Source organism: Paenibacillus sp. VTT E-133280, from assembly GCF_002264385.1.
In the GTDB taxonomy this organism is placed as follows: Bacteria; Bacillota; Bacilli; order Paenibacillales; family Paenibacillaceae; genus Paenibacillus_AQ; species Paenibacillus_AQ nitricinens.
The window spans coordinates 99,029-112,643 of sequence record NZ_NFUX01000005.1 but is presented as its reverse complement, the minus strand read 5'-3'; the positions used below and the strand labels follow the sequence as shown (position 1 = coordinate 112,643).

Below are 13,615 nucleotides of genomic sequence, written 5' to 3'. Positions count from 1 at the left end.
TTATAAACATGAAACCTCTTTTAGAGGAGCGATAATTTCTTAGTTGTCAGGATCACAAACGATTTCGCAGTATGTTCCCCGGTGGCTTTGTACAACGATAGCCTCATAGCGGATGTTCTAAATATTTCAACAGCTTAACAAACCGTTTCATAGGATTCCATCCTAACTTTTGCAAAATGTACTGTGATAGACTTTAACCGTAAAAGAGCGGTAAGCGCTTTTATAAATACATGACATCGAAATTGAACGCTGTAGGAGGAGTACCCTTGATGCAAAATTCATTTATTCCATTCGGGTTTCAATATTACCGTTCCCCGACCCCATTCCGGGATCAATGGGAGAAAGACCTAAGCAATATTGCCGGGCAGGGCTTCAATTGTGTGAAGTATTGGGTACAGTGGCGCGCCAGCGTGTCCAAAGAAGGGATCTACCAGTTCGATGATATTCAGGAGCTGATGGATATTGCTCAACGGAACGGCTTAAAGGTCATTTTGAACGTGATTTTCGATGTGGCGCCAGCCTGGTTTTATAAAAAACATCCTGATTCCAAAATGATCACATCAGACGGTTCCGTACTGGAACCAAGGTCAATTAACTGCCGCCAGATTGGCGGAGCTCCTGGACCTTGTTATCACCATGCAGCTGCAGCCACGGAGAAGGCGAAATTTTTGTCGGAAACAGTGAAGACTTTCAAAGATCATCCTGCACTCTGGGTGTGGGATTTATGGAATGAGCCTGAGCTGACGACAGGGATTAAGCGCAAGCTGTCATTTGACAACCAGGTATGTTATTGCGGGCACTCCGTGCTGGCATTCCAAGAATGGCTGAAAAATAAATATATTACTCTGGAAGCTCTGAACGAATCATGGCAGCGGACTTACGGAAACTGGGAGGAAGTAGAGGCACCGCGTGGGCAAGGCGTATTCAATGATTTGGTGGACTGGCGGCTGTTCATGTCCGGTACTTTGACAGTTGAGCTGCGGAGCCGGGTAGATACTGTGAAGTCACTGGATCTGCTGCATCCTGTTATGGCACATACTGTGCCAGCTCCTATTTTTAATATGATTACAGCAGGGTCAGACGACTTTAAGCTGGCTGAGCCCTGTGACCTGACAGGAAATAGCCTAGGGTCCTCAGCTTGGTCGGCTGATCTACTGATCTCTGCCGCCAAAGGCAAACCGATCATCAACTCAGAGATTCATGCGCTGCCTGGCAATACGGCGATGAAACCGCGCCAACCGGAGCTGCGAGAAATGAAGCGGCATATTCTGACCCCGCTCGCCCGTGGCATCACGGGATATCTGTTCTGGCAGTATAGACCGGAGGTATTAGGACAGGAGGCTCCGGCTTGGGGCAGTGTATATTTGGACGGCAGTCCAACCCCATGGTACAAGGATATGGCCCAACTAAATAAGCTTGTGCAAGACAATAAGCAAGAGCTTTCACAGGCAAAACGGCGTGGGGACGGGATTGCTATTCTATTCAGCCCACAGAACCAAATCGCAAACTTTGCTGCCCATGATCATTTGGACACCTATAACGATTCCCTGCAAGGCGTCCATAAACTGCTACATGACCTTAATTATAAAGTGGAATTTCTGCATGAGTCGGATGTTACGGAACAGACATTGGACCAATACCGCTGCCTGTGGATGCCTTATCCACTGTATCTGAACCGTAAACTGTGTGACCTCCTGCGTGAGTGGGTTGAAAAGGGAGGCATATTGATTTCGGAATGCTCCTTCGGAGCGCTTCAGGCAGAGAATGGCTGTCACAGCTATACAGTTCCCGGTTACGGATTTGATGAAGTCTTTGGGGTTCGGGAGACTTGGATTCATTCTGCCGAGAATCTGGATCATAGCTATCATCAGGTAGCATTCGAATCACGGACGGCGATCCCACTCCTTAATGTAATGGAGCACAGCAAGGAAGGAGAAGCAGCTGCAGATGATAAGGCACACGGCTCCTATTACAAATCAGATATTGCGCTGCAAAGTCATGTGAAGGTCCTAGCCGAATTTGCCGAGGACAACATGCCTGTGTTGACGGCCGCCGCTTATGGCAACGGGCGTGCTGTGTGGTTCGGTACCTTGCTTGCGGCTGCCTACTGGCAGGATGGACATACCGGAACGCTACAGTTGGTGCGCGATCTTTTACAGCAGGAATTGAAGCTACAGCCGAATGTGCAAGTAAGCGGAGGTGTCCGCGCTGATCTTTCCGAGTGGGAAGTTGAAGAAGACAGAGGTGCGTTCCTCTATGTGCATAATGAAGGGAACATGTTGGCAGAAGCCAAAGTTACGCTGCCTGCCAATTATACTTCAGCAGAGCCATGGTTTGATGATGGGAACGCCACAATCCAGCCAATAAATCCGTCTGAACCTTCAACAACTCAACTGTCTATACGGGTAGAAGCTGGAGATGTTCAAGTATTTCGATTATCTTAGCCGGCAGCAGTTAAGATCGAAGATTATAGAGCTGGTGTAAGCCAGCCAAAGGAGTGTATCCATTTGGGTTTGTTAGATTATGTTAATCCATTACAGGGGACTAAGTCGGATTTCCGCTACTCACACGGCAATACGCTGCCGCTTACAGCGATGCCATTTGGCATGGCGGCTTGGAGCCCGCAAACCCATGAAGCAGGGGGGACCTGGTTCTTCCATCCGCACCATCGCCACCTGGAGGGTATACGACTAACTCACCAGCCCAGTCCTTGGATCGGAGATTATGGACATCTGACACTGTTGCCGCAGACTGGACCGTTATTGCTCAGTCCTAGTTCGCGATCTTCTTCCTTTAAACCGGAAGATATGCAAGTGTCCCCACACTACTTCGGAGTGACTCTTCAGCGATATCGTACCCGACTGGAGCTGACCCCTACAGAGCGCTGTGCGGTGATTAGAATTACATACGCTAAGGGACAGCAGAACAGGCTCATAATAACACCGCTAAAAGGCGAGTCTCAACTCATCTTTCAACCGGAGAAACGCAGGATCATCGGCTTTACAAGGGGGCATACCGCCGGGGTACCCGATAATTTCGCGATGTATTTCGTCTTCCAATTCGACACAGACATTCTCATGGAGGATTCGGGAATCTTTGACGGGGAGTACCAACCTTTAGGGACGTATGAAGGAACCGGCGATAAGCTGGGCGCATACGTAGAATTAAACATACCGGAATCCGGTGTAATAGAAGTGAAATGCGGCACTTCCTTTATTAGTGGGGAGCAAGCGCAATTGAATCTCGATCGGGAGGTTGGTGGGCACAGCTTCGGAGAGATTTTGAGCAAAGCAGAGGCAGGCTGGGAAGAACGGCTGAGCCGTATCGTTGTCGAAAGCGCGGATGAAGAGAACCTCCGTACCTTTTACAGCTGTATGTACCGGATCTGCCTGTTTCCTAGAACATGGCATGAATATAACGAGCAGGACGAGCAAATTCATTACAGTCCTTTTAACGGCAGCATTTGCCGGGGTCCAATGTATTCAGATATCGGACTGTGGGATGTATACCGGACTAGCTTCCCGTTATACAGTATCCTGTTTCCATCCTTGCTCGGTGAGATCATGCAGGCTTGGACATTAGCTTACGGTGAAAGCGGCTGGCTGCCAAAGTGGCTGTCACCAGGCGAACGCAGTGCCATGCCCGGCACTCTGATCGATGCGTCAGCTGCGGATGCCGTAGTTAAGGGCATCGGCGGCTTCGACGTAGAGCTACTATATGAAGGTTTGCTGAAGCATGCAGATCGTCCGGCTACAGACGAGAAGCTGGGTAGACGAGGGCTTGAATTGTATTTGCAGCACGGTTATCTGCCACATGATCGTTTCCATGAAAGTGTAAGTAACACGCTGGATTATGTATACGGAGATTTCTGTATTGCTCAGGTTGCCAAAGCACTTGGCAAAATGGATGACTATGAGCGTTTTATGACCCGGGCCCAGAATTATAAGCTGCTATTTGATCCGACGGTTGGGTTTATGAGAGGTCGCAACGAGGACGGTACTTGGCAGGAGGAATTTGATCCCCTAACATGGGGTGATCCGTTCTGTGAAGGTGGGGCTTGGCAAGGGAGCTGGGCAGTTCCCCATGACTTCCCGGGATTATCCAGTCTGATGGGTGGCGAGGAAGCTTTTGTTCAGCGTCTGGACCAGTTAATGGCCGAGGAACCGATATTCAAAGTGGGTTCTTATGGCTTGGAAATTCATGAAATGTCAGAAATGGCCGCGGCCGATCTGGGGCAGTTTGCCATCAGCAATCAGCCCAGCTTCCATATACCTTATATTTTCGCCCGACTCGGGGCGTTGTCCAAAACACAGTACTGGGTTCGCAAAACCATGGCTAAACTGTTCAACAGTGGAATGGATGGGTTACCCGGTGACGAGGATAATGGCAGTATGGGTGCCTGGTATATTTGGAGCGCCATCGGCCTGTATCCATTAAGTCCCGGGATTCCCGAATATGTGCTGGGCAGCCCTCTATTTGATAAAGTAACGATCCAGCTTGAAAATGGGCGGCAATGGGTCATTGAAGCGGAAAACAACAGCTCCACCAATGTATACAGTAAATCGATTCACTGGAACAATGCGCTTTGGAATCACCATTCTTTGCCTCATGAAGATATTATGAAAGGCGGCGTCCTGAGCTTCAGTATGTTTTCGGGGTTAGCCCCAACATAAGAGCAATGCTAAGCAGTCCGGAACACTCCGGGCTGTTTTTGTATTTATAGATGGAGCATCTTGCTCTTTTTAGGCAAATGGTGAAATGGCAAACCATTTCGCAGCATTCCCGCCTGTTTTTTCAAAGGTAACATGTCTAAGATCGAAGAGAATGAAAGCGCTTAATATGAGTGCGGAGAGGAGGAATCAACTTATGACTTTAAGACTTCATTCCAAAAGAAATCGACTTATCACTATTCTGTTCGCAATGATTGCAGGAAGCCTGCTGCTGATTGGCGCGATGAATGTGCAGGCTCCACAACAAGTAGAAGAACCACTTCTGACCCTTAACGGACAGGAGGTCACTGCAGCGGAGTTCAACTGGCATCTTCAAATGAATCGGGCACTGACTGCTGATTACTTCAAACAGACCTACGATGCCGACTACTCAGAGAAATTCTGGTCTACCGACTATACCGGCGAAAAACCAATCCACAGGTGGATAAAAGAATCCCAGACGCAGCTACTGACGAAGCGGATGGAGTTGCAGCTTGCTCAAGAAGCAGGAGTGGTATCGGATATCAGCTTTGAAGGTTTTCTAAAAGGAATGGGGCGTGAGAATCAACGGCGGAGTCAGGCGGTAGCGAATAAAGAAGTGGTGTATGGTCCTCTTCATCTGGAAGCGCAGGCCTATTACAGTTATTACATGAGCGACCTTGAGGATGCCACGATTGAGGCAATGCGCAGCAACGGAGGTATCGTGATTTCAGATGAACAGGTAAGGCTGGAATATGAAGCAAATCTAGCTGCTAAATATTCTCGGCCGGGAGCTATACGTCTTGAATGGGCGTCACTTCCTTTTGGTCCGGAAACAGAATACAAGGATCAGCAGGAGGCCTTGGAGAAAATGGAATTGCTCAGGGCAGCAGTAATAGCAACAGAAATAAGATCAGACACTGGCATCCATCAGCAGGCAAAAGAGCTTGGTATAAACCTGGGCGAAGTCAAAATAACAAGTGCTTCACGACGAACAGCAGCTCTGGAAAATCCTAAGGCATTGCTTGCTGCAGATCAGCTTGTACCGGGACAGATTAGTGGCTTGTTTGCTGAAAATGGGGCCATTCATCTACTTTACTGTCTATCGGTAGAGGATGCAGGAGTTGAACCTTTCAATCAAGTGAAGGATGCCATCACACTTCATTTGGCGCAGCAAAAATTTAGATCCATGGTGGACGATCAGTTAGGCAAAGTTATCGCAGAATGGAATTACCCGATGGCCGAAAGACTCGCAAACCAAGCCAATCAATAAATATTCTAGGGGGAATCCTACAACAATGTTAAAAAAACTCGCAAAATCACTGCTAATGATAGTGCTGATCTTCACGGCAGTGTTCCCTGTAATGGGTGCTTCTGCCCATGCTGAAGAGACGTATGCCGATGATTTCTCTGCTCTGCCAGCAGCGGAGCTGCGTTCGGAGAATTGGCTGATTGACAGCAGCAATCCTCAATTCTTCGGCGGGGATGCTACGCGGTTGGTCAGGACATCCACGGATACCGGTTATGCTGTTTATTCATTAACAGGGATTCAGTCGTTTACGCTTCAGGCCTATTATTTCTCTGGCTCAACAGCCGTAATCAAGTTCTACGGATCGGGTGATGCGACAGCGTGGACGGAGCTTCCGGCCATTAATGACAGTCCCACAGCAACTGGTTCTGGTTGGTATGGAACAGTATACACGCCCACAGGTGCACTTCCGAATGATATCAATTATCTCAAAATCGAGATCAGCGGCGACCTCGACACCTGGCTGATGCAGCTTGGACATCTTACGCTCTCCAATATATCACTTGTACCCCAAAGGATTAACGATGAGATTGATGACGTTTCACAGCTCTATGCATTTAGTACAAATTGGTCTTTAGATACGAGCAACCCTACTTTTTTTGGCGGAGATCACTCTCGTGCGGTGAGAACAGCAGATTCGGCAGAATCACTTGTGTACCATTTGCATAATTTGCAGCATTTCATCATCCGTCTGCATTCCTTTGCCGGCTCTAGCGGAAGCATCAAGTTCTATGGGTCGGCGGATGCATCCTCGTGGACAGAGATTTCAGCGATACATGAAGCTCCACAGGCCACAGGAGATTCAGCTTGGACAGGGACGAATTATACCCCAGCCCAAGGGGTTCCTTCCGGTATTCATTATTTAAAAATCGAGCTCAGTGGCGATTCCGCCCCTTGGCTTATGCAGCTAGGTTCAGTCTCCATATCCAACCAGTTGCCTGAAGGTGGAGGGAACAGCGGAGGAGACGGTGATTATTACGTCGATTCAATTGCGGGCAGCGACAGCAATGATGGAAAAACACCAGAGACCGCCTGGAAGTCCTTCTCTGTAGTTAACCAGACTACCTTTGAGGCTGGAGACCGAATTTTATTAAAGAAGGGCGGAATCTGGAACGAACAATTATATCCTAAGGGTAGCGGAACAGACGATAAACCGATAACAATCACTGCCTATGGCAGCGGAAGTAAACCGACTATCAATGGTGGAGGCATGGCCGGAGCAGCTGTATACCTGCGCAACGCCTCAAACTGGAGCATCCGGGATTTGGAGGTCACTAACTATGCTTCCGAGAGAGGAACCGTTTACCGGGAAGGCATAATGGTGGAGAACGCAAACGGAGGAACATTAAGAAATATCCGCATCCAGGATAACTATATACATGATGTATCAAGCAGCTTCCGTTATCCGACAGTTTCCGGTGCAGAAGGTGGTCCACATGCGTTCGGTGGAATCTCCGTATATGTGGGCGGAACGACGGGCACGGACAAATTTGATGGGGTATGGATCGAAGGTAACACGGTCGAACGAATTGGACGGACAGGAATTGTGGTATGGGATCAGCGTTTCAACGGAGCCGACTATGCTACGGTCAATGTTACGATCCGCGGAAATTATGTCAAACAAGCAGACAGCGACGGCATCCTCACCTTCGGTGCGGACGGAGCGTTAATTGAGCATAACATAGCAGAAGAAGGTGGCAACTACTCCGAAGAAGGCGAGTTTAACGGCTCAGCCGCAATCTGGCCGACCCGGGGCAAGAATAATATCGTGCAGTTTAATGAGTCCTTTAACACAAATAAACCAGAGGGAGATGGTCAGGGCTTCAATCTGGATATCGATACTATGGACAGTGTAGTTCAATATAATTACAGCCATGGCAATAAGGGCGGATTCATGCTTTTTGTCGATGCCCGTTTAACTCCAGGAGTGCTGACCGGCTCCTCTAACAATGTAGTCAGATACAACATCAGCCAGAATGATCTGACGCATACGTTTAATTTTGCAGGCGGGGTTACGCCGGATACGCAAATCTATAACAATACGATCTATATCGGCACTGGGCAAAACACCAAAATAATCGACCATGAATGGGATGACGCAGGAAATATCAACGCTCCCTATACGTTCAGGAACAATTTGGTCTACAACCTTGGACAGGGGGGTTATAATCTGCCCGGGGTAAATGGCAGCTTCGACCACAACCTGTTGTATGGAAATCATCCAGTAAGCGAGCCGGAAAATACGAATCCCGTCACAGCGAATCCGCTCTTGGTTGCTCAGGGCAACGGAGGAATTGGCTGGAATACAGTGGACGGTTACAAGCTGAGAGAAGGTTCTCCTGCACTTGGTGCTGGTGCTATTATTGCAGGTAACGGCGGTCGGGACTATTGGGGAAACGCTGTTTCAGCAGAAAATCCACCGAATATCGGAGCCTATAATGGACCCGGACTTGATCCTGCCATACTGCCTGAAGCACCTGTAGATGATCTGCGATTATATTTTCAAGGCTTAAAAATTACTCCTCATATTACAGATGGTAGAAACGGAGGCCTATCCCTTCAACTTCAGTTTACAAACAGTTCTGGAGTAGACCCTCTGAGAATTAACAAAATTTCCTGGAAAATAGGAGAAGGAAGTGGCCAGATTAGCGGGAGTCAGCTGCAACTGGCCGAAATCGCTCCTAATAGCCGATTTACTTATCCAATTCCTTTGCCGGGATTCTCTGAAGGCGTTAAATATCCCCTAGAGTTGACTGTTGACCTTGAAGGCTATGAGTCAGTTCACCTCAAGCAAAACATAGATATTAACCGGATGCAGCATCAGTCAGACACAGGAACTCCCGCGCTGATTGATCTTGCAGACGGAACCCCTTTGCTGAGCGGGTATAACGGTGTGGATGATCTTAGCGGAACAGCACAACTACGCTGGGACGCGGATAACATCTATTTGACCGCCGACATCCGTGATGATGTATTCAACCATAACGCTTCCGGGATTAATATTTGGCAAAATGACAGTATTCAGTTCAGCCTTGCTCCCGGTGTACCGGGCGATAGCCAATCCTGGTATGAATATGGAATTTCGCAGACACCAGAGGGGCCACAAATTTACCGTTGGCTGTCTATGAAGGGAGCCGCTACCGGATTGTTGACCAAGGGAACACTAAGTGTAACCCGAAATGAAGCGACTAAGATTACCTCATATGCACTGGCACTGCCGTGGAGCGAAATAAGTCCAATTCGAGGAGCGGGAGGCAATGTCTTGAGCTTCTCGATGTTGGTCAACGATAATGATGGTGCGGGCCGAAAAGGATATATTGAGTGGGGATCAGGCATTGGCGCTGCGAAAGATGCGACACTCTTCCGTACCTTCCAGTTTATGAATGTCGAAGATGAGGAGGAGACGCAACCGAGTGATAATGCTGATTTAAGCCTTTTGAGTATAGAGGGTTCAGAAATTCCCGGGTTTGACCGTAACACACTTTCCTATACAATTAACGTGCCCTTTTCTAAAACAGCCGTGACTGTAACAGGGATACCTTTAGATCCGAAAGCCAAATTAACAGTAACAGGCGGAAGTGAACTTAAGGTAGGAGAAAATAGAGTCGATATCAAAGTTACGGCTGCAAACGAAACTACAACAAAAAGCTACATTTTGAATGTGGTACGGAGTGAAGACCGCGGGGGAACAGATACACCCGACAGTTCGTCCGGCAACAATAATGACGGGAACAATAGTAACAGTGGAAACAGTGGAGGGAAAATAGTTCATCCAGTGAATATAATCTCAGCCGGACGTATTCAGATTCAGGATTCACCTGATACTGAAGGAATGCGCCTTGTACAGCTTCCCACTGGAGAAATTAACAAAGCGATGAAGGGAGTGCAAGATGGTGCATTGGTACTTGAGCTTACTGCGGAGGAGGCCATTGCCCGTAGTGTTACTTTTCAAGTGCCCGTTACCGAACTAAAAGAGAAGGTTACCTCCCTTAAAATAAAAGCAGGAGCCACCATCATAACGCTCCCTATTGAGAAGATAGGTGGCAATATTCCGGAAGGTTCCAAGCAGTTGGAGCTATCCATTCATATTGTTGATCCTTCAACCCTTTCTGTTGCATTAAAAGAGAAATGGCAAACGCATGCCGTGTACCGGATCTCCTTGATGGTAGACGGAAAGCAAATAGAAACACTAGGTCAATCTGCGGCAATGAAGGTCTCGTTTGGATATAAATTGAATCCTAGTGAAGCGCCGAATCAAGCCATCGTCTATTCTATTACCCGCGAAGGGCTGGCGGAAGTGGTCAAAAACTCCAAATACGTTTCAGGTACAGGGAGCATCACGTTCACAACACGGAACTTCGGATTATACGCTGCGGCGAATGGAGATATACACTTCTCTGATGTCAATTCGGACTTCGCTGCTATCCTAGATGCGTTGGCATCACGTGATTTGGTTCACGGCACAGGCGATGGCAAATATGAGCCTGCCCGCCAAATCACCAGAGCGGAGTTTGTTCAACTGCTGGTATCGGCACTGGAGCTTCAGGCTGAGAACAGCAATACTTTCGAAGATGTGAGTCCAGACGCTTGGTATTCCCAAGCTGTCTCAACAGCTCAGGCACTAAAGCTGGTTAACGGACGCAGCGAAAGCTTATTTGGCGCAAAAGAACCGATTACTCGCCAAGAAATAGCTGTTATCTTATACCGCGCTCTGAGCTTAGTTTCACTTCAGCCGGATTATTCCAGCAAAACCGTAGTATTTGCTGATCAGAAGCAAATCGGAGCTTATGCCAGAGAAGCGGTTGAGCACCTGCAGCAGTCAGGAATTATCAATGGTTATTCCGACGGCACCTTCAGACCACTGAATCTGACCACCCGTGCGGAGGCTGCAGCTTTGATTTATAAAATTTTGGGATTGTAATCATCACAAAAAAGCTTGAGCCAAGTGTATTTGGCTCAAGCTTTTTTTCTTTTGTGAGTATAATATATTATTTCTTCAGGTTGGCCACGCAACATATCTCATGTCCGCGACGTTCGCCTTGCCATTTGGCTAATAATGCCATTCGTTCTACAAATGGAGTATTCGGCCCATAGTAAGGATGCGCATCGATCAATACATCGGAAGCGGGAACCAGCTGCCGCGTGAATATCGAACTGATCTCAAATCCAGCCTGATTGAGTAAATCACGCACATTAGCCTCCGTGTAATGATACAGGTGATCGGGTTCAATAAATAACGGTGATTCAGGTCCGTAGACTTCATTGGTTATTGAATGGCTATTGGGAATACTGAAATAAATTTTCCCTTGTGTTGTCAAAAGAGTACGAATATCTTTCAAAAATGCAAATGGATCGGAAATATGCTCAAGCACATGCCAGAACACTACCGCATCATAACGAGGAAGATCAGGATTTTCAGCCGAGTCCGAGTCATCGTCTTGAGTTCTTTTCCATTCATCTTTAACCAAATCCACACCATATTTATATTTTGCATAGGCTCGAGACATTTGTGAGGGTTCAATGCCCATCGCTCTCCAGCCGCCATTTCCAGCCGCATGTAAAAATTCACCTGTTCCAGAGCCAATCTCTAGCAATGCTCCTTTTTCTGGACTGAACATTTCCAGCAGCATTAAATTAAAGAGAGCATGATCTGAATAGGTAGCTTGAGCATATTTTTCACGCATTGCAATCCATTCTGTATTATAAATATCTGCGATTAAGCCGGTTGTATCAATCTCTGCAATATTCGCTCTAAAGATAAGACCGCAGTTGCTACACCGCATCAACGTAAACGAATGATACTCATGGAATACCGTGATGGCTGGGGCAGGACCACACAAAATACATTGCATATAAAATACACCTCCGTTATTCGGTTCACTTACTCCTCCCAAGCTACTAGCTTGGGGTTAGGGCATCATAGCTCAATTGGAGTGCTTGGAGTGGGTTTTATTTCTTTCATTTTATTATCAATCTCGATAGAATATGCTAGTCTCACTAATCCTAGACAAGGTCAAACTTCAATAGATTTATAGTATAGCTTTCTAGGAATTTAATATTAGGTGGCGCGGATATTGGGAATCCTTCCGTTGTCGTTGTGCTTGATTGTAAAGGATGAAGAAGCAAGCACATTGTTACAATCCATGATTACGCCAAAAGATTGTTGGCTTCGGAAATGCCTGTTACTATTGGAATTAGAATCGTCTCATAGATTGGAGTGACAATGTTATGAAGGTCATTATTTTTGGAGCAACAGGTATGGTTGGTCAAAGCGCGTTGCGTGAATGTTTGATAGATGATAGAGTTCAAGAAATACTTACGATTGGGCGTAAAAAGACGGAGCATCACCATACAAAACTAAGACAAATTCAACTATCCAATGTAGCTGAATTATCAAGTATACAAGATGAAATCACAGGTTTTGATGCATGCTTTTTCTGCCTTGGGGTTTCCTCTGCTGGTATGAAGGAAGATGACTATAAAAAAGTAACATATGATATCGCGCTATCCGCCGGAACAACATTAGCAAAATTGAACCCTCAAATGACCTTTGTATATGTTTCTGGAAGTGGGACGGATAGTTCAGAAAAAGGACGCTCTATGTGGGCGAGAGTGAAAGGGAAGACAGAGAACGATTTGTTGAATCTACCTTTTAAGGACGCATATATGTTCAGACCAGGTGTGATTCTACCCCTATATGGCATACAATCCAAAACAAAAGTGTATCAGATTTTTTATGATGTGATGAAGCCACTTTATCCCTTACTAAAGAAGTTAAACAGTGTCATTACATCGGAACAATTGGGACGAGCCATGATTCAAGTAACGATTAACGGTTATCCAAGACCCAGAATAGAAAGCAATGAGCTCAAATCCACGATCAGGAGGTTGAATCAATGAACATTATCATTAGACAAGAAAAAGTTCAAGATATTAACGAAGTCTACCATTTAATCCAAAAATCATTTGAAAATGCGGAACATTCAGATCATGATGAACACAATTTAGTAAATAGACTAAGGAGCTCGACAAAGTTTATTCCAGAGTTATCACTTGTAGCAGAATACGAGAATAAGATCGTGGGTCATATCCTTTTTACAGAAATACTAGTGGGTGATCAAACTCTGGTTGCGCTTGCACCTGTTGCAGTTCTGCCAGAAATGCAAAGCAAGGGCATAGGGAAGCTACTGATTATTGAAGGGCACAAAATCGCAAGGCAGCTAGGATATAAGGGCGCTGTCGTTTTGGGTCATGATAAGTATTATCCGAAGTTTGGTTATAAAAAAGCTAGTCAATATGGTATAAAAGCACCCTTCGAAGTAAGTGACGCTAATTTTATGGCTATTGAGCTTATGAATGGTGGTCTCTCAGATGTCCAAGGTGTTGTAGAATACGCTAAAGAGTTTTTTGGAAATTAGATTAAACGTAAAAAGTGGAGCAAATGCTACGGCAGTTGCTCCACTTTTTTATTTGTTTACAGAATCATTTAGCACCTTTAAAAAAAGGATTGTGGAAAAGCCGAACTGAAAACGGCTTGACGAACAACTCTATCCTGTATAAAATGAAGCAGGGATTTAGTAAATTAGTAAATAATAAAATTAGTAAATTAGTAAATTGG

At 46.3% G+C, this 13,615-nt stretch carries 7 protein-coding genes; 6 read left to right on the top strand and 1 reads right to left on the bottom strand.

Annotated features, from left to right (window positions below):
* Nucleotides 1-269 precede the first annotated feature (269 nt).
* From CA600_RS03850 to CA600_RS03835, 4 genes are all read left to right on the top strand, one after another.
* A complete protein-coding gene (locus tag CA600_RS03850) occupies nt 270-2,444 on the top strand; it encodes a beta-galactosidase (protein WP_179281518.1) in 2,175 nt (724 codons plus the stop codon).
* A gap of 15 nt (nt 2,445-2,459) precedes the next feature.
* Entirely contained in the window at nt 2,460-4,673 is a 2,214-nt protein-coding gene (locus CA600_RS03845) for a GH92 family glycosyl hydrolase (RefSeq protein WP_306440375.1), read from the top strand.
* Between the two features lie 193 nt (nt 4,674-4,866).
* Nucleotides 4,867-5,961, top strand: a complete 1,095-nt coding sequence (locus CA600_RS03840) for a peptidyl-prolyl cis-trans isomerase (RefSeq protein ID WP_094869003.1) — start codon at nt 4,867-4,869, stop codon at nt 5,959-5,961.
* Between the two features lie 25 nt (nt 5,962-5,986).
* The gene (locus tag CA600_RS03835; protein WP_094869002.1) at nt 5,987-10,918 is read left to right on the top strand and encodes an S-layer homology domain-containing protein; all 4,932 of its coding nucleotides are present in this window, start codon (nt 5,987-5,989) and stop codon (nt 10,916-10,918) included.
* Between the two features lie 67 nt (nt 10,919-10,985).
* Here the strand turns inward: CA600_RS03835 and CA600_RS03830 are convergent, their stop codons facing one another.
* Nucleotides 10,986-11,849 carry a class I SAM-dependent methyltransferase gene (locus tag CA600_RS03830; RefSeq protein ID WP_094869001.1) on the bottom strand — a complete coding sequence of 288 codons (864 nt, stop codon included), beginning with the start codon at nt 11,847-11,849 and terminating at the stop codon, nt 10,986-10,988.
* Between the two features lie 376 nt (nt 11,850-12,225).
* Between CA600_RS03830 and CA600_RS03825 the strand changes: the two genes are divergently transcribed.
* Both CA600_RS03825 and CA600_RS03820 read left to right on the top strand, forming a co-directional pair.
* Nucleotides 12,226-12,897, top strand: coding sequence for an epimerase (locus CA600_RS03825; RefSeq protein ID WP_094869000.1), 672 nt, complete (start codon nt 12,226-12,228; stop codon nt 12,895-12,897).
* Nucleotides 12,894-13,415: a GNAT family N-acetyltransferase gene (locus CA600_RS03820; protein ID WP_094868999.1), complete on the top strand. Its 522-nt coding sequence runs from the start codon at nt 12,894-12,896 to the stop codon at nt 13,413-13,415. The genes CA600_RS03825 and CA600_RS03820 overlap by 4 nt, the downstream gene beginning before the upstream one ends.
* The last annotated feature ends 200 nt before the right edge of the window (nt 13,416-13,615 follow it).